Annotated in this window: 14 protein-coding genes and 1 pseudogene; 8 read left to right on the top strand and 7 right to left on the bottom strand. The window is 60.8% G+C overall.

Annotation, left to right across the window (positions count from 1 at the left end):
• The first annotated feature begins 114 nt into the window (after nucleotides 1-114).
• The 3 genes from C4J92_RS13340 (at nucleotide 115) to C4J92_RS27220 (ending at nucleotide 1,112) form a co-directional block, all read left to right on the top strand.
• The gene (locus tag C4J92_RS13340) at nucleotides 115-660 is read left to right on the top strand and encodes a hypothetical protein (RefSeq protein WP_124404170.1); all 546 of its coding nucleotides are present in this window, start codon (nucleotides 115-117) and stop codon (nucleotides 658-660) included.
• 90 nt (nucleotides 661-750) lie between these two features.
• Complete coding sequence (locus tag C4J92_RS13345; RefSeq protein WP_124404171.1) at nucleotides 751-966, top strand: hypothetical protein; 216 nt, start codon at nucleotides 751-753, stop codon at nucleotides 964-966.
• A gap of 11 nt (nucleotides 967-977) precedes the next feature.
• Complete coding sequence (locus tag C4J92_RS27220; protein WP_256592792.1) at nucleotides 978-1,112, top strand: hypothetical protein; 135 nt, start codon at nucleotides 978-980, stop codon at nucleotides 1,110-1,112.
• A gap of 35 nt (nucleotides 1,113-1,147) precedes the next feature.
• On the opposite strand, the gene C4J92_RS27225 is transcribed toward C4J92_RS27220, so the two are convergent.
• The 7 genes from C4J92_RS27225 to C4J92_RS13375 all read right to left on the bottom strand — a co-directional run bounded on the left by C4J92_RS27225 (nucleotide 1,148) and on the right by C4J92_RS13375 (nucleotide 10,997).
• The gene (locus C4J92_RS27225) at nucleotides 1,148-2,878 is read right to left on the bottom strand and encodes a glycosyltransferase family 32 protein (RefSeq protein WP_256657407.1); all 1,731 of its coding nucleotides are present in this window, start codon (nucleotides 2,876-2,878) and stop codon (nucleotides 1,148-1,150) included.
• The gene (locus C4J92_RS13350; protein ID WP_256657408.1) at nucleotides 2,851-6,108 is read right to left on the bottom strand and encodes a hypothetical protein; all 3,258 of its coding nucleotides are present in this window, start codon (nucleotides 6,106-6,108) and stop codon (nucleotides 2,851-2,853) included. The genes C4J92_RS27225 and C4J92_RS13350 overlap by 28 nt, the downstream gene beginning before the upstream one ends.
• A 137-nt stretch (nucleotides 6,109-6,245) precedes the next feature.
• Complete coding sequence (locus tag C4J92_RS13355; protein ID WP_124404172.1) at nucleotides 6,246-7,595, bottom strand: sodium:proton antiporter; 1,350 nt, start codon at nucleotides 7,593-7,595, stop codon at nucleotides 6,246-6,248.
• 111 nt (nucleotides 7,596-7,706) lie between these two features.
• Nucleotides 7,707-8,963 carry an EAL domain-containing response regulator gene (locus C4J92_RS13360; RefSeq protein WP_124404173.1) on the bottom strand — a complete coding sequence of 419 codons (1,257 nt, stop codon included), beginning with the start codon at nucleotides 8,961-8,963 and terminating at the stop codon, nucleotides 7,707-7,709.
• Nucleotides 8,964-8,972: 9 nt separating this feature from the next.
• Nucleotides 8,973-9,356, bottom strand: a complete 384-nt coding sequence (locus tag C4J92_RS13365; protein WP_124362853.1) for a response regulator — start codon at nucleotides 9,354-9,356, stop codon at nucleotides 8,973-8,975.
• Nucleotides 9,341-10,681, bottom strand: coding sequence for a HAMP domain-containing sensor histidine kinase (locus tag C4J92_RS13370; RefSeq protein ID WP_124404174.1), 1,341 nt, complete (start codon nucleotides 10,679-10,681; stop codon nucleotides 9,341-9,343). The genes C4J92_RS13365 and C4J92_RS13370 overlap by 16 nt, the downstream gene beginning before the upstream one ends.
• Nucleotides 10,682-10,802: 121 nt before the next feature.
• Entirely contained in the window at nucleotides 10,803-10,997 is a 195-nt protein-coding gene (locus C4J92_RS13375) for a hypothetical protein (RefSeq protein WP_124404175.1), read from the bottom strand.
• On the opposite strand from C4J92_RS13375, the pseudogene C4J92_RS13380 reads away from it, so the two are divergent.
• From C4J92_RS13380 to xylB, 5 genes and pseudogenes are all read left to right on the top strand, one after another.
• Nucleotides 10,996-12,527: pseudogene (locus C4J92_RS13380) on the top strand (sugar ABC transporter ATP-binding protein). The gene C4J92_RS13375 and the pseudogene C4J92_RS13380 sit on opposite strands and share 2 nt — an antisense overlap.
• The gene (locus tag C4J92_RS13385) at nucleotides 12,520-13,503 is read left to right on the top strand and encodes a ribose ABC transporter permease (RefSeq protein ID WP_124404176.1); all 984 of its coding nucleotides are present in this window, start codon (nucleotides 12,520-12,522) and stop codon (nucleotides 13,501-13,503) included. The pseudogene C4J92_RS13380 and the gene C4J92_RS13385 overlap by 8 nt, the downstream one beginning before the upstream one ends.
• A 34-nt stretch (nucleotides 13,504-13,537) precedes the next feature.
• Nucleotides 13,538-14,470, top strand: coding sequence for an ABC transporter substrate-binding protein (locus C4J92_RS13390; protein WP_124404177.1), 933 nt, complete (start codon nucleotides 13,538-13,540; stop codon nucleotides 14,468-14,470).
• Between the two features lie 21 nt (nucleotides 14,471-14,491).
• Entirely contained in the window at nucleotides 14,492-15,484 is a 993-nt protein-coding gene (locus C4J92_RS13395; RefSeq protein ID WP_124404178.1) for a LacI family DNA-binding transcriptional regulator, read from the top strand.
• A gap of 15 nt (nucleotides 15,485-15,499) precedes the next feature.
• Complete coding sequence (xylB, locus tag C4J92_RS13400) at nucleotides 15,500-16,960, top strand: xylulokinase (protein ID WP_124404179.1); 1,461 nt, start codon at nucleotides 15,500-15,502, stop codon at nucleotides 16,958-16,960.
• Nucleotides 16,961-17,013 lie beyond the last annotated feature (53 nt).

A 17,013-nucleotide genomic window follows, 5' to 3' on the forward strand; every position in this document is an offset into this window, starting at 1 on the left:
GCTGGCTGCGAGGCGGCCCTCACCACGGCGCCTCAATTTGGTGCGCGACAAACTTGAACTTCACCCAGGCGCGCTTCTTCTAATAAGCCTTGAAACCTTGTGGAGCCCCTTGTCGTGCCCAGAATCATTTCGCCCAACACCCCGGAAGCGGCCCTGACCGACCACAGCGAGCACAACGCCAAGATCTTCGGTTCGCCCAAGGACCGTCTCGACTTCTATCGTCGTGAGATCCAGTACGAAACCAGCATCCTGGCCAACCGCACCGACGCCTACCTTACCGCCCAGTCATTCCTGGTCATTGCCTTCGTCTCCGGGATGGGCAACCTCAACCCGGAGTGGGGCAAGCTGTTCACCCTGCTGGTGCCGGCCATTCTCGCCGCGCTGGGGATCCTCAGCTCACTCAACGCCTGGCCGGGCATACGCGCCGCCTACGAGATCATCGATCACTGGCACTACAAGCAAAGCGAGCTGCTGCGCAGTGAACCGGTGATGGGCATGGCCTACGATGACTCGCCGTTGTTTTCCGAAATGGAGTCGACCCACAAGGGCTATCGCAAATCGCTGCTGTTTTCCATGCGCGCGCCTTGGTTATTCATGGGGTTCTGGCTGGTATTGGGCATCTACGCCTTCTACATCCAGGTCGACAACCCATTGCACTGAGCAGTCGGACGGAACTTCATCCAGTAACGCGGCGCCTTAGCATTACGGGGTACAGATGCCCCACAGGCCTGCAAAGTAAAGAGGTGCGCGATGACGACAAACAACGATCCCCAAACCAGTAACCGCAACGACCCAGCGATCGACGGTGGCGAGTCGGCCCCCAGCACTGGCGCCGATGCCCCCAAAGATCCAGCGCCGGCAAGCGACCCAAAGGCCAAGGAAAACGACTACAGTCCAGACTTCAAGCCTGAGCCGCTCGAGCCCAAGCCTGAAACCGATGCTGATATCGATACCCAAGGCGGTTAGAGGAGATGGTCATGTCAAAAGAACTCGACGAAGAACTCAACGACCCCGGCAATGAAGACCCAGGCTCGTTGATGGACGATGCCGAAGTGCCGCTCAACGACCTGGATGAAGCGGCGGACGTCGGCAACACCGAGGATCAGGACTGATCCGTCCAAACGGGTAGAGGTTGAACGAGGGGCGATCAGCCAGTCTTCCAGGAATGGTCGGCCCCTGCTTTCACGTTGAATTTATGGCGAAGCGGGAAATAATGCTCGCGCATTTTACTGATGTGAAGGCGCAGCAGCAGGGGCGGCTTAATGCCCCGCTCTCGATATAAGTCCAGGGCTCTCTCTTCGTTATTGACGACCGGCCCAGACGAGACCAGTTCTCCGTCTACGACATTCGTATCTTTTGAGAACCCTTCCAGTCCCAGATCATACATATCAGGTCGTTTTGCCTTGAGTGTGTCGTTGAGCAGGGTAGGGCCCGTCGTTTCGAATAGTTTTTTCCCGTATTCGTCGAGATCAGAGGTAAATGCACCACCGTTGATAGACTGCCGGGCCACCGGGCGGTTGTTGACAAAATAGGCTTTGTTCGCGGCAAAGCGCTTGTGCATTGCAGTGATGACTTCTTTCATCAACGGGTTGCCAGGCTGGGTGGCAAAGTTACTGTTGTTATAGAAAGGTTTGAAGTCGGTGGACCGATGCACAACCGGGTGACCGAGCAGGACATCATTGGCCCCCGCCATCAAAGCGCCGGAATCGACGTTGGTCTGGATGAGGTCATCGGTGTCCAGGTAAACCCCACCATGCTTGTGCATGATTTGATAACGCGCGACATCCGAAGTGGCAGCCAGGTTTTTACCCTGTCCTTGACGGAAATAATTGTACATTTCGTCATTTTTCAACTGCGTGTAGAGGGCATCCTCCCGAAAGTTCTTGACCGTCACGCCGGGGGCTTTGTCTTTCAGGGTGGTTTTTATCTTTTCAAAAATTTCAGGGGTATCGGCGTCGACATGGATAATTGAGGTGTATCCGGGCGCACGTCGGCTGTTTTTAGCCAGGTTGTCGGCCAAATGGGCGGGGAGGTCCTGGCCGGCCCAAAAATAATGCAAGCTCTGGGGTAAGGGGGTGACCTCTTTCGGGACTTTCGGGATCGCCGAAACATCGACGAATTGGTAGTGATGAGCGTCTGCCTTTTTAGCGCGCAGAAAGTCATTAATGTTGCCTTGCTGCCACGCTCCTTTAGGATTTCGCCAGAAATAGGGAGCGTCCAGGCTTGAAGAGACACCTCGCCAGGCGCCGTGTGTACTGTCAAAGTCGACGGCGTGGTCGACGCCCTTGACGTTGATCCTGAAAGGCGGGGCAGCGTTTTCCACCACCTTGATTCCGTCCATCGGCACGACATACGTGTTATCGCCCAACTGCCATGGTGTATGAAATTCCTTCGCGCCCCCCAGCAGACCGACAGACCTGGAACGAGGCTCCCACCCGGAAATGCCGAGATCCTTGACCGGTATGTCAGGGCCCTTGCCTGTGGGGTGGAGGATGAATCGCTGGCCGTCCTTGACTTTGGATTCATACAACGCCCCATCGACCTTCACATATTCCTTTTTACTGCGGCCTTGATACACGTTGCCCTGCAGGCCTTTGCTCGAGAGCTCTCGCGGTTCGATGTAGTTGGCTTGATACCCCAGCAAATCGGCATCCGCGACCCGTACTTCGCCACTGGCCGCTACCCGGCTGGGGGTGAAGTCTTTCAATGGAGGGCCGATAGGTTGTTTTTTCAGCGGGTCGTATTGATGCCAATTGCCCTGAAACATCACAACGTTGCCTTCAACGCTCTTCTGTCCGACCTTGAATGTGCCGGCGGCTGCCAAGCCATGGCGCTGGCTGACGGTCGTTATCACGTCGTTGCTGCCGATCGCGTCCAATCCCCCCGTGGGCCAACACTGAACTGCTCGAGGGACTTGCCATAGGCCTGTTGCGTACGCGGGTCAAACGCAAACCACCTTTGCGTGCCTTCGTCGAATTTGGCCAAGGCAGGAATTTCATTGCCGTTACCGGCCAACTTGTAGGTGCCTTCGGCGATATCGGGCCTTTTGGCCAATTGCAGCAGGTCGACGCTGCGGTGGTGATTGCGCAGGTGGTTAATACCCTTATAGCTTGCGTTGACGGCTTTTTTTCCAAGATGCAGTGCACCTCGCGCTAGATCACCAACCCCGTCCAACGGGTTCAGCGCGCCGAGTGCTGCTCGGCCGATGATTCTGACGACCTGACCTGCTTTTGCGAGCGTCGATGCACCCCTCGCCAGGGCGCTCAGGCCTTTGACCGCACCGCCGAAGCCCACCACGAAACCAAAGATATCAATAGCCAGTTCGACGGCACCTTCCTTGATGTTGCCCGCGATCAAGTTCTCGATGCTCGACTTGAAGGGAATCAGGCCCACCACGATTGCTTCAATGGTCTTATGCAGGGGTACTTGGGTATCAAAGGTTGTCGCCCCTCGGGCGTAACGCTCTACCTCGGGCAAGTTCATGTCCGCAAACAGCGTGTCGATGATGTATTGGGTACTGGCGCTGTTGAAACTGTCAGGCGCACCGTGCCCGGCTGTTTTCCCGTCGGGCAGTGCTGGCGGTTGCGAACCCCCAGGTTTGACGGTGTCGTACCTTTGGCCCAATTGCGGAATAGTGCCATTTCTAGGTGGGTATTCGACGTAAGTCTGATCGGGCCGCCGAGTTACGGTGCCCTTGATCCGATCAATCGCGTAGGTCATTTTCTTGCCGTTGCGCTCGGTGTCGAACAGCAGTACGCCTTCTTCCACGACCCTGGGATGATCGTCTCGGTAATACCTGATGTGCTTGCGAACAGGCAGTTTGATGAACGCCAGGTTCTCGCGGTCTTCCAGCGGAAGTTTGGCGATCATCTGTTTGAACTGTGCGGACTTGATTTTCTTCAAAGCGCTCGAGAACTCAGCGTATTGCGGCTCGAACAGCTCTCTGGGGCGTGGCAGGGTTTTCAGCGTTTGAGTCACCTTGTCAAGGTCGAACTCTTTTGATGAGGATACCCAGGCTGCTGGCCGTGAATCTGGTCGCTCCTCGTTTTCCCTGGATACGAAAAGATTTTTGAAGTTGCGTGCTTCTTCCGACCAGAACTCCTCCCGGTTGGGCGTCCAGAAAAGCGGTCGGCCATCGATGTAGGCGTCCAGTATCGAGTAAGGCCCGGGGAACCGTTTATGGGGAGGGTCTATGGTGATGCATTTTTTCTCGAACAGTTTGGGGTCCATGTCCGGCAGCGCTTTTTTTAACTGCGCCAGTGCTATTTCTTTGGCCGTTGGCAGGTTGCCGAGTGATGTTTCGCTAGCCTCCCTCAGTTCGTTGATCATCGCACTGAACGTTTTGCGCACTTCGCCCATTACAAGGGGGGTGAGCGGAGGTTTTCTCCCGTTGGCGATGGCCCAATCCTTGAGCGCGTCATTCTGGGCGGCATATTCAATGTGGCGCTCTTGTTCACTGATCGGTGCGATGCTGGTTTCAAGCATGACTTGCGCAAAGGTCATGCCTGCCGTCGAGCCTGGCGCTTTTGCTTCGATGCGCGAAACAGCGGTGGCGAAACTGACCCAAGCGTGAGTGCCGATGGTGACCTCCTTCGGAATATCCTTGATCAGGAATTCCGGCGCTCTGCTGGTCAGCAAAAGGTGTGCTTGAATGGCGGCGGTTTCGGGGGACGAAGCCCTGTCGCTGGCGAGCAGATGATCGGCCAATGCCTTGACGACTGTTGAGGCGGTTTTGTTGGTGTTTTCAGCGCTGACCAGTCGATAGCCTTCAATGGTCAGTCCATCGCCGTTCTCTGCGTTTTTCTCCAGGCCCATGGCGGCGAGCAACCAATCGTTGGCGCTGCCCTTGATTTCGCGCGCTTCGAATGCAGCCTGAATCGCCTCTCCCAGGGCCTTGCTTTCAGGGGCTTCGATCAAGGTATCGATCAACTTGCGTGGATCGTTGAGGTCGGCAGCCGTGACCCTCCTGCCGTCGAGCAGATATTCCAGGACATTCTTGAAGGGGCTCACATTGATGTTGCCGAACTTGCCTGCGCCGATGTCTGCCTTGAGCTGCTGCTGGCTTTGCGTATCAAGCGGCACGGGCCAGGCCAGCGCCCCGCCCAGGTTGCCATTGGGGGGCGAGTAGGGAGGCAGTGTGGAAAGCGCTGTGGTCAGGTTTTCCAGCTCGTTGTGATTGCTGGGGATGTCCAAGCCATGATCCCGCAGATAGTCAAACACACTGATTGTGTTCGCTGGTTGATGGTCGGCGGCGGGGTAGGTGGAGGGATAGGTGTTATGAGCAGGCAGGGAGAGTTTCTTGCGCTTCAACTGGTTTTCAAGATCATCGGGGTGTTCGAAGCCGTCCTTGGGCAAGGGCGACAGCTCCTTTAGTTCGAAGACGACCTGATTGCGGATGAGGATATCGCCCACTAACGCTTGCTGGTGCAGGAGCGCGTCTTCGCTGCGGGATTCGATCAAGCCAGCGTCGGTGCCAGCATCAAGGGTCTTGAAGCTTGAGTTGCGCAGAATGCCATGCGCCTGTGTACGCAGGTCACTCGCCGTCAGCGCCGGCGGCTGTTCCTGGTAAAAACGCGCAATTATCGATCCCGGAATTTGCACATCCTGAAGAACCTCCTGAGGCATGAAGGCTGTATCAGGATACCCGGCGCAGATAACCTGTGCGGCGTGAAGGATAGGCCCACGGATAGCGGCCCATTGCCGGTCTTCTGGACCAACCGTGTGCAGTTTCTGTTGGGGGTCAAGGTGGCGCTTGAGCTTGAAGGAAACTTGCCCTGACTGCATGTTGAGTATCAGCGACGAAACGTCGATCCCTTTGTCTTGAGCCCACCGAACAACGTCGGGTAACTGAAGGGTGTTTTTCAACTGCTCGCGCCACTGGCCGAAGGTGGAGTGTGGGTCAATCGCGTTGATACGCACATCCGTACCGGCCTTGGCCGCGCGTAGCATTGCAAACCCATACTCGTTGGCCAACTCGCGATCGCCCGTGACACGCGACTTATCAGCTGTTTCCAGCGAGGGGGTTTCACGTTTGGGGCGAGAGAGGGGCTCGGGTGGGATGTCCGTGCGCGGGACGTACGAAGCGATGCGGCTCAAAGTGGGAGTCATGTGTGCTGTCATCTCAGGGGGGCAGGATGGTTCCAAGGCGTAGATTTGCTTGGTTTACCCCTGAGTAACTCTCGAACTTCATCGGTTCCAGCGTTTGTCAATACAGAGTTATCCGTTTATTTCCAATCGGCGTCTCTTCATTTTCCCATCGCTTGGCTGCGGCGCTCGTACCACGCCAGCATCGGCTGAGTGCTCAGGCCATGCACAACAATGCTCAAGGCGATCACCGATACCGTGAGGTCCACGGCTACCGCGCTGCTGGTGCCGATCAGGCCGTGATTGAGGGCATAGAACAGGTAGAAGATACTGCCGATCCCGCGAATGCCGAACCAGCCCATCAAGCCGCGTTGGCGAAGATCGATCAGGCGTCCCCAGGGCATCGCCAATACGCTCAGCGGCCGGATCACGCAGAACAACAACGCCGCTATCGGCAGGGCGCGCCAATCCCAATGACTGGCAAGTACGATCCCCAGCACCGTCACCAGGAACACTTCCATCGAACGCTCCACCAGCCCGCCGAACGCCAGCATGTCGCCCATCATGACCCCGGCGGCAATTTGCGTGTCTTCCAGCGCGCTGACATCGCCGTGCAAGGCTTTTTCGGGCGCCACTTCAAGATGCCCGACCACGGGGCGGGCCAGGTGCTCGGACGGTGTCTGCGCTTTGCCGCTGGATTTGAATTCGGCCTGGCGCAACCCCAGCCCGGCGGCGAATACCGCGAGGAAGCCATAGCCACCCACGGCTTGCGCCGCCACGTAGGCCAAGGCAATCAGGGCCAGGGTCAGGTAATCGTTGGGCGACAGGGTGCTGTCGGCATTGGCGATGCGCATGCGCAAGGTCACACGCCCGATGCCCCGGCCCATCCAATAGCCAATCAACAAGCCGGCCGGCACCGCCCACAGCAGGTTCTTCAGTACCCAGCCACCCAGCCAGTCACCGTCGAAGCCGCCGTGCTGCATGAACAGCAGCGCGAAAATCACAAAGGGAAAAGCCGTGCCATCGTTCAGCCCGGCTTCACCGGACAAACCGAAACGCAACGGGTCATCGTCCTGGGCATTGTTGACCTGGACCAGGCCGGCCAGCACCGGGTCGGTCGGTGCGAGCATCGCGCCGACCAGCAATGACACGCCCCATGACAACCCCAACAGATAGTGCAACGCCAGGCACACGCCGAGGATGGTCAGCAGCATCACCGGCCCGGCCATGCCGAAGGCGATACGCCAGGTGCGATGCTTGAGGGGCAGGCGCAGTTTCAAGCCGCTGACGAACAGTGAAAACAGCACCGCGACTTCGGTCAGGTGCTCCATCCAGCGGGCCGAGCCCTTGATGTCCAGGTGCAGCAGGTCCGCACCCAGTGGGCCGATGGCGACCCCCAGCAACAGGCACACCGCCGAGGTGGTCACCGGCATCCAGCGCAGATAGGAGGAGGTGAGGGCCAGTATCAGCAAAATAGCCCCGAGTACGGCCATCCATAAAATAAACGTCATCAAGCGTGCATCCGGCCGTGGTCTATGCAGGTTGGAGAGGCATGGCCGGATACAGGTTCAATGTGGTTTGACGCGTGCTAGCCGCAGTATCAAGAGCGCCGGAGTCAGCGATCAAGGCGCGGGGGCCAGGCGCTCCAGCAGCAGGCGCTCCAGGGTGGAAGCCGGCAACGGTCGGCTGAACAGGTAGCCCTGGATCTGGTCACACCCGGCCTCCTTCAAAAACGCCAGCTGATCTTGGGTTTCCACGCCTTCGGCCACCACCCGCAGGTTCAGGCTGTGGGCCAGTTCGATGATGGTGCGGGTGATGGCCGCATCCTGTGGGTTGGTCGTGACTTCGCGGATGAAGGCGATATCGATCTTCAAGGTGTCGAGGGGAAAACGGCGCAGATACGCCAGGCTTGAATAGCCGGTGCCGAAGTCATCGATGGAGATTTTCACGCCCATGGCGCGCAGGCGCTGCAGGCTGGCGATGGTGCGTTGGGTGTTCTCCATCAGCGAGCTTTCGGTCAGTTCGACCTCCAGGTAATGGGCCTGAACCCCGGTCCTGGCCAGGGTGTGGGCGATATCGGCAATCAGGTCGCCTTCGATCAATTGATGCCCCGAGACATTCACCGACACCTCCACAGCGCCGATAACGCCGCGTTGCCAGGTCGCGATCTGTCGGCACACGCTGTCGATCACCCAGCGCCCGACAATCACGATCAAGCCCATGCTCTCCAGTATGGGAATGAACACCGCCGGAGACACTGGCCCGTAGCCTGGGCGCTCCCAGCGCAGCAACGCCTCCAGGGCGCATATCTGGCCACCGGCCAACTCGATCTTGGGCTGGTAGTGCAGGGTGAAATCCTGTTGCTCAACCGCCAGGCGCAAGTCTTTTTCCAGGTCCTGGCGCGCCAGGTCGTGCACGCTCATGCCGGTGGTCTGATCGGTTTGCCGCTGCAGTTGCTGCTCGAGCAACAGGCTATGGTTTTTCAACTGGTCGCCACGGGCCTTGAGCCGCAGCAGGTTGCGCACCCGCAGCCATAACTCGACGCGCTCCACCGGCTTGCTGAGGAACTCCTCGGCGCCGGTTTCCAGGCCACTGACGCGGGCGCTGGACTCGCTCAGTGCCGAGAGCATGATGATCGGGATGCTGGCCGTGGTTTCATCCCCCTTCAAGTGGCTGGCCACTTCGTAGCCGTCCATGCCCGGCATCATGATGTCCAGCAGGATCAGGTCCGGCGGCTGTTGCGCCACCAAAAGCAGGGCTTCTTCACCGCTGGCGGCGCTCAGGGTCTGGTAGCCCTCATGCTGCAGCAGGGTTTCCAGCAGCTTGCGAACCTGGGGTTCGTCGTCAACGATCAACAGCGTGGCGGGTTGGCTGGCCATGGAGAGGGCTCATGTGAGGGGGTTGATAGTCTTTTGCAGCAAGCTGTCGATCACCTGGTACAGCTCTTTGTAGCGCAGCGGCTTGATGATGTAGGCATCGCAACCGGCCAGGCGGGTTTTTTCGCGGTCCTCCTTCATCGCCATCGCGGTCAGGGCGATCACCGGGATATGGGCGGTAATGGGGTCTTGCTTGAGCAGGGACGTGGCGGCCAGGCCGTCCATGCCCGGCAGTTGGATGTCCATCAGGATCAGGGCCGGTTGTTTTTCCCGGGCCAGGGTCAGGCCGATTTCGGCATCGGCGGCCCACAGCACCGTGTGCCCGGCGTTGATCAGCAGCAGGCGGGCCAGGCGCATGTTGGCCTCGTTGTCTTCGACGATCAGGATGTCGGCCATGACGCCTCCGGAGCACGATGCAATGGCAGCCACACTACGAAGCGCGCGCCCAGGCCCACGCGACTGGCCACGGCGACGCTGCCGCCGTGCAGGTCGGTCAGTTGCTTGACCATCGCCAGCCCCAGGCCCGTGCCTTCAAACTTGCGCGCCAGGCTGCTGTCGATCTGGCTGAAGGCCTTGAACAGCTTGCTCATGTCGTCTTCGGCGATACCAATGCCGGCGTCGCTCACGCTCAGCTCCAGAAACCGCTGGTGCACGCTGGGTTGCAGGGCGAAGCCATGGGCCGGCCAATCCCCCGGCACCTGGCCGACCTCGTCGCGGCTGACTTCGCGCACCGCCAGGGTCACGCGGCCGCCGTGTTCACTGAACTTCACCGCATTGGCCAGCAGGTTGTAGATGATCTGCTTGGTCTTGCGCAGGTCCAGGGCCAGCACGCCGAAATCCGTCGCGCATTCGAGCTTCAACTCGATGCGCTGCAGCGCGGCCTTTTCCCGCACGATCAGCAAGCTGTTGGCCAGCAAGCCGTCGAGCGCTACGGCTTCCAGCTCCAGGTCCATCATCCCGGCCTCGACCTTGGACAGGTCGAGGATGTCGTTGATCAGCGACAGCAAGTGCTGCCCGCTGGTGAAAATATCGCCGATGTATTCGCGCTGCACTTCGCTCATATCGCCCACCAGGCCATCCTTGAGCGCCTCGGAAAAGCCGATCACCGCGTTCAGCGGCGTGCGTAACTCGTGGGACATGGTCGCAAGGAACTCGGACTTCATGTGGCTGGCATGCTCCAGCTCCAGGTTCTTTTCTTCCAGCGCGCGCTCGAAGCCTTTGCGTTCGGCTTCTTCCTGCTTGCGCGCGGTGTTGTCGGTGCCGATCAGCAGGTAGCCGATGATGGTGTCGTGGCGGTTACGCAAGGCGGTCACCGAAACCATGGCCGACAGGCGACTGCCGTCCTTGCGGATATAGGTCAGTTCGTAAATGTCTTCGATGCCACGGGAAGCCTTGAACACCAGGGCTTCGAAACCTGGTGTGATCGGCGTGTCGAGTTCCAGGCTGAGGGCAGCGGCGCGGGTGATCAGTTCGGCGGGGTCGGAGATGTCAGCGGGGGTGATGCGGTTGAGCACATCGGCAGCGGCGTAACCGAGCATGCGTTCGGCGCCGACATTGAAAATCTGAATCACACCTTTTTCGTCAGTGGCGATGCTGGAGAAATACGCGCTGTTGAAGATCGCGTCCTGCAGCGCACCGGTCTTGAGCAAGGTTTTCTGGCGTTTGAACTCAACGATCTTTTCAGCGCGTGATTGGGGCGGGTCGGGTAGAGGGGTGTCCATTGCCAAGCATTCCGTGAACTTCAGGCCTGCCATCGGCGAAACACGATGGCGTGGAGCATGCTCATTGACGATCGCGCGAACGCGACGCGCAGGAGATGCGTTCCTGGGACAATAGCAGAAATCATGGCGTTTTGATGGCTACGCCATCCATTTGACGCGTAAAAGCCGGCGCAGTAAGGCTTTGCGTATTTTCAGCTGGGTGAAACGTTTCATCAAGCAAATAAATGCGCACGCAAGCGCTTGCGTAAGCAAATGTATCTGGACTAGAGTCGGCAGCACTCGACAACAAAAACAATAAATCCAGGAGCTCATCCATGAGCCTTGAACCCTTGCTTGAGATGCAGGGCATCAGCAAAACCTTCAACGGTTTGCGCGTGCTCAAAAGCGTCGGCCTGAAGGTCTACCCCGGCGAAATCCACGCCTTGATGGGGAGAACGGTGCCGGCAAATCCACGCTGATGAAAATCCTCTCCGGCGCCTATCAGGCCGACCCCGGCGGTGAAATCCGCATCGATGGCCAGCCCGTCGCCACCTTCACGCCTGCTACCGCAAAAGCCCTCGGCATTGCCGTGATCTACCAGGAACTGAGCCTGTGCCCGAACCTGAGCGTGGCCGAGAACATCTACCTGGGCCGCGAGCTGCGGCGTGGCTGGACCATTGACCGCAAGGGCATGCAGGACGGCTGCATCGAGGTGTTGCAACGCCTGGGCGCCGAATTCAAACCCTCGACGCCGGTCAGCAGCCTGTCGATTGCCGAGCGCCAACTGGTGGAAATCGCCCGCGCCCTGCATGCCCACGCCCGGATCCTGGTGATGGACGAGCCGACCACGCCGCTGTCCTCCCGCGAGACCGACCGCCTGTTTGCGCTGATCAAACAACTGCGCGGCCAGGGCTTGGCGATCATCTACATCAGCCACCGCATGGCCGAGATCTACGAGTTGTCGGACCGGGTGTCGGTGCTGCGCGACGGCCAGTACATCGGCGAACTGAGCCGCGATGCGTTGTCGGCCGAAGTGCTGGTGAAAATGATGGTGGGCCGCGATCTTTCCGGCTTCTACAAGAAAGAACACGCCGCCTATAACCCTGGCAATGTGGTGATGCGCGTGCGTGACATGGCCGACGGCAAACGCGTGCGCTACTGCAGCTTCGACCTGCATGCCGGCGAAGTGCTGGGCATCGCCGGGCTGGTCGGGGCAGGGCGCACGGAGCTGGCGCGACTGATCTTTGCCGCCGACCCACGCACCAGCGGCACCCTCGAAGTGGTCGGCAAGCACGTCACCCAATTGCGCACCCCGGCCGATGCGATCCGCGCCGGTGTGGTGTACCTCACCGAGGACCGCAAGGCCCAGGGCCTGTTCCTCGACATGAGCGTGGCCGACAACATCAATGTGTGCGCCTGTGTGCCGGATGCCCATGCCGGCGGCGTGCTGGATCGCAGCCATGGCGCACAGCGCGCCAACGACGCGATCAAGGCGCTGTCGATCCGCGTGGCGTCGGGCAAGGTCAATGTGGGCGCGCTGTCCGGTGGCAACCAGCAGAAGGTGTTACTGGCGCGGCTGCTGGAGGTCAAGCCCCATGTGCTGATCCTGGATGAGCCCACCCGTGGCGTGGACATCGGCTCCAAATCCGAGATCTACCGCATCATCAATCAATTGGCCCAGGCGGGTGTCGGCATCGTGGTGATCTCCAGCGAGCTGCCGGAAATCATCGGCACCTGCGACCGTGTGCTGGTCATGCGCGAAGGCCAGTTGGTGGCTGAAGTCGGCGGGGCCTCCGGTCACGTCATCTCCCAGGAACGTATTATCGACCTCGCCACCGGTGGCGATCAGGTGGTGGTCAATGGCTGAATCGAATATCGCAACAACAACGACGGGCAAGGCTGAACGCGTACGCGAGCTGATGCGCACGGTGGGCATGTTGCCGGTGCTGGTGCTGCTGCTGGTGGGCTTTGCCCTGGTCAGCGAAAACTTCATGACGATGCAGAACCTGTCGATCATCACGCAGCAGGCCTCAGTCAATGTGGTGCTGGCGGCCGGCATGACGTTTGTGATTCTGACGGCGGGTATCGACCTGTCCGTCGGCGCGATCCTCGCGGCGTCGGCGGTGGTCGCCCTGCAGGCGTCGATGTCGCCGCAGTTCGGCATGTTCGGGATTGCCGCCGGTATCGGCTTCGGGCTGTTGCTGGGCCTGGTCAACGGCGGGTTGATCGCGTTCATGCGCCTGCCGCCGTTTATCGTCACCCTCGGCGCGCTGACCGCCATGCGCGGCCTGGCGCGCTTGCTGGCCGATGACAAGACGGTATTCAACCCGGACTTGCCGTTTGCCTTTATCGGCAACGACTCGATCCTCGGCGTGCCGTGGCTGGTCGTCATCGCCGTGGCCGTGGTGGCGCTGTCGTGGTTCATTCTGCGGCGCACGGTGATGGGTGTGCAGATCTACTCGGTGGGCGGCAACCCGGAAGCCGCGCGGCTGTCGGGGATCAAGGTGTGGAAAGTGCTGCTGTTCGTCTACGCGATGTCCGGCGCCCTGGCCGGGCTTGGCGCGGTGATGAGCGCCTCGCGCCTGTTCGCCGCCAATGGCTTGCAATTGGGCCAATCCTACGAGCTGGATGCGATCGCGGCGGTGATCCTCGGCGGCACCAGTTTCACCGGTGGCGTCGGCACCATCGGCGGCACACTGATCGGCGCACTGATCATCGCGGTGCTCACCAATGGCCTGGTGCTGCTGGGGGTATCGGATATCTGGCAGTACATCATCAAGGGCATCGTGATCATCGGCGCGGTGGCGCTGGATCGCTATCGCCAGTCCGGCGCCCGAACCTGAGTTCACTCCTACAACAATCACAAGAGAGACCGCCATGAACGTCAAACGTATCTTCCCCGTCATTGCCTTGGCTGCCCTGATGTCCCAGGCCGTGCAGGCCCGCGAACTCAAGGCCCTGGGCATCAGCATGGGCTCGCTGGGCAACCCGTACTTCGTGACCCTGGCCGACGGCGCCACGGCGCAGGCCAAGGCACTCAACCCCAGCGTCAAGGTGACGTCGGTGTCGGCTGACTATGATTTGAGCAAGCAGTTCTCGCAGATCGACAACTTCATCTCGTCCAAGGTCGACCTGATCCTGATCAACGCCGTCGACCCGTCCGCCATGGCCTCGGCGATCAAGAAAGCCCGCGACGCCGGGATTGTGGTAGTAGCGGTGGATGTGGACGCCAAGGGTGTGAACGCCACGGTGCAGACCGATAACGTCGAAGCCGGCAAGCTGGCCTGCCAGTACCTGGTGGACAAGCTCTCGGGCAAAGGCAATGTGATCATCCAGAACGGCCCGCAAGTCACCGCCGTGACCGACCGCGTCAAAGGCTGCAAGGCCGCCCTGGCCACCGCGCCGGATATCAAGCTGCTGTCCGACGACCAGGACGCCAAGGGCTCGCGCGAAGGCGGCCTGAACGCGATGCAGGGTTACCTGACACGCTTCCCGAAAATCGACGGCCTGTTCGCGATCAACGACCCGCAAGCCATCGGCAGCGACCTGGCGGCCAAGCAGCTCAAACGCAGCGGCATCATCATTACCTCGGTGGACGGCGCGCCGGATATCGAGAATGCGCTCAAGACCGACACACAGATCCAGGCCTCCGCCAGCCAGGACCCGTGGGCCATGGCCCAGACGGCGGTGAACGTCGGTAATGACCTGCTCAATGACAAGGCCCCGGCCGAAGCGGTAACCCTGCTCACGCCCAAACTCATCACCCGCGACAACGTCGGCAGCTACAGCGGCTGGTCGAGCAAGCACTGATTGGCTCAAGGGGAGCGCGCCGTGGTCACCATGGACGACGTGGCAAGCAGGGCCGGCGTGTCGCCGTCGACCGTGTCCCACGTGTTGAACGGCACCCGCAAGGTCAGCCCGGCCACGGTGCAGGCGGTACAGCGTGCGATTCGGGAGCTGGGCTACATCCCCAACACCCTGGCGCGCGCGCTGGCCCGTTCCACCACCAACACCATTGGCGTGGCGATCTCGGCGCTGTCCAACCATTACTTCAGCGAGACGGTGCACGCGATTGAAACCGAGTGCGCCCGGCACGGCTACATGATGCTGTTTGTCGACACCCACGACGACCCGGAGCAGGAATTGCGCGTGGTCACCGCGCTGCATCACCGGCGGGTCGACGGGATTGTGCTGGCGCCGTCGAACGGCTCGCTGGCGCTGGATTACCTGCGCGCCAATGAGCTGCCTGCGGTGCTGGTGGATCGCATGATGAGCGAGCAGTTCGATCAGGTCGGGGTGGAGAATAGCCAGGCCACCCAGGCGTTGATCGAGCACCTGATCGCCCACGGGCACCGGCGCATCGGCTTTATCGCCGGGCGTGCGGGCTTCAGCACCACCGATGAGCGCGTGGCGGGCTACCAGGCCGCGTTGCAGGCGGCGGGGCTGGCGTTCGATCCGCAGTTGCTGGTCAACGGCGGCTCCAATACCGAGCCTGCCCGCCAGGCCACCCGGCAGTTGCTGAGCCTGGCCGAACCGCCGACCGCCATCATGGCCGGCAATAATCTGATGACCCTCGGCGCCATGCACGCCCTGCGTGATGCGCAGATCGAAGTGCCGGGGCAAATGGCGTTGGTCGGCTTCGATGATTTCGAATGGGCGGACTTTTTCGTGCCGCGCCTGACCTTGATCGCCCAGCCGGTCCAGCAACTGGGCGCCCGCGCGGTCGAGCTGTTGCTGCAACGCATGGCAACCCCCACTGCACCCAAGCACAGCGTGCGCCTGGCGCCACGCCTGCAGGTGCGTAATTCCTGTGGCTGTGATTGATCGGACCCACCCCGTATGAACCGTCCTGTTTCCCTTGGTATAGACCTTGGCACCTCCGAACTCAAAGCCATCCTCATGGACCTCGACGGCAGCGTGCTGGCCCGCGCAGGCGTGCACTTGAGTGTGTCGCGCCGCCATGGCGGCTGGTCCGAGCAGGCGCCCGAAGACTGGTGGCAGGCCTGCCTGCAGGCGCTGGACTCACTGCGCACCCATGAGGCGTTTGCCCGCGTGGCCTGTATCGGCCTGTCCGGGCAGATGCACGGCGCGGTATTGCTGGGGGCCGACAACCGCGTGCTGTACCCGGCAATCCTGTGGGACGACTCCCGCGCGGTTCGGCAGGCAGAACAACTGGGCACCGGCTATGCCGAGATCACCGGCAGCTTGCCGATGGCCGGGTTGACCGCGCCGAAACTACTCTGGCTGCAACAGCACGAGCCCGAGGTGTTCAAGGCGATTGATTGCGTGCTGTCGCCCAAGGATTACCTGCGCTTGCGCCTGTGCGGGGAGCGCATCAGCGAGATGTCGGACGCCGCCGGCACCCTGTGGCTGGATGTGGCGCGGCGTGAGTGGTTTACCCCGATGCTGCACGCGACCGGCCTGACGCCTAAGCAGATGCCCAGGCTGGTGGAGGGCGGTGCCGCAAGCGCTGGTGTCACAGCCGCTGGCTTGGGCTTGTCGCCGCAGGTGGTGATCGCCGGGAGCGGCGGCGATAACCCGGTAGCGGCCGTCGGGATCGGCGCTATCGATGCCGGTGACGGGTTTATCACCCTGGGCACCAGCGCGGCGATTGTCGCGATTACCGCGCACGCCGCCGGCAACCCGGCCAGTGCGGTGCACAGCTTCTGCCATGCGCTGCCCGAGCGCTGGTACACCATGGGCGCCATGCTGGCCGGCGCCAGTTGCCTGCGCTGGGTGACGCGCCTGACGGGCACGGCGGATGAGCAAACACTGTTGGACCAGGTGCAGGCGCAACTGCCAATCGAGCACCCGGTACCGCTGTCCACCCCGTTGTTTCTGCCGTATCTGGCGGGTGAGCGCACGCCGCATAACGACCCCTTGCTGCGCGGCGGCTTCATGGGGCTTGGCCATGACTGCACACCGGCGATGCTTGGCTATGCGGTGATGGAAGGCGTGGGTTTTGGCTTGCTTGACGCCTGGCGCGCAGTGCAATCGACCGGGGCCGAGGTCAAATCCTTCGCGCTCGTCGGCGGAGGGGCGCGCAGTGAGTATTGGGCGCAGCTGCTGGCGAATATTCTGCAGCGGGAGGTTTTTACCCTGCATGGCAGCGAACTGAGCGCGTGCATCGGGGCGGCGAAATTGGGGTTCATGGCCATCGGGGAGGGCGCTGATTTGCTGGCGGCGGGGATGCCGGTGAAGGCGCGGTATGTACCTGACGAGGGGGTGCAGCCGGTGTTGGCGGCGCGGTATGGCAAATTCCAGGGGTTGCTCGCTGCAGCGAAAGCGCTCCAGGATTAAATCGACGGCTGGAGCAGTCTAGTGTGGGAGGGGGCTTGCTCCCGATAGCGGAG

The organism is Pseudomonas sp. R3-18-08, from assembly GCF_003852065.1.
Taxonomy (GTDB): Bacteria; Pseudomonadota; Gammaproteobacteria; order Pseudomonadales; family Pseudomonadaceae; genus Aquipseudomonas.

What these genes read in the sequence shown, in the direction of transcription:
- C4J92_RS13355 (WP_124404172.1), bottom strand. Translation starts at nt 7,595, where the DNA reads ATGACGTTTATTTTATGGATGGCCGTACTCGGGGCTATTTTGCTGATA.
- C4J92_RS13375 (WP_124404175.1), bottom strand. Translation starts at nt 10,997, where the DNA reads ATGGATGAGCTCCTGGATTTATTGTTTTTGTTGTCGAGTGCTGCCGAC.
- C4J92_RS13360 (WP_124404173.1), bottom strand. Translation starts at nt 8,963, where the DNA reads ATGGCCAGCCAACCCGCCACGCTGTTGATCGTTGACGACGAACCCCAG.
- C4J92_RS13370 (WP_124404174.1), bottom strand. Translation starts at nt 10,681, where the DNA reads ATGGACACCCCTCTACCCGACCCGCCCCAATCACGCGCTGAAAAGATC.
- C4J92_RS27220 (WP_256592792.1), top strand. Translation starts at nt 978, where the DNA reads ATGTCAAAAGAACTCGACGAAGAACTCAACGACCCCGGCAATGAAGAC.
- C4J92_RS13385 (WP_124404176.1), top strand. Translation starts at nt 12,520, where the DNA reads ATGGCTGAATCGAATATCGCAACAACAACGACGGGCAAGGCTGAACGC.
- C4J92_RS13345 (WP_124404171.1), top strand. Translation starts at nt 751, where the DNA reads ATGACGACAAACAACGATCCCCAAACCAGTAACCGCAACGACCCAGCG.
- xylB (WP_124404179.1), top strand. Translation starts at nt 15,500, where the DNA reads ATGAACCGTCCTGTTTCCCTTGGTATAGACCTTGGCACCTCCGAACTC.
- C4J92_RS13350 (WP_256657408.1), bottom strand. Translation starts at nt 6,108, where the DNA reads ATGACTCCCACTTTGAGCCGCATCGCTTCGTACGTCCCGCGCACGGAC.
- C4J92_RS13365 (WP_124362853.1), bottom strand. Translation starts at nt 9,356, where the DNA reads ATGGCCGACATCCTGATCGTCGAAGACAACGAGGCCAACATGCGCCTG.
- C4J92_RS13390 (WP_124404177.1), top strand. Translation starts at nt 13,538, where the DNA reads ATGAACGTCAAACGTATCTTCCCCGTCATTGCCTTGGCTGCCCTGATG.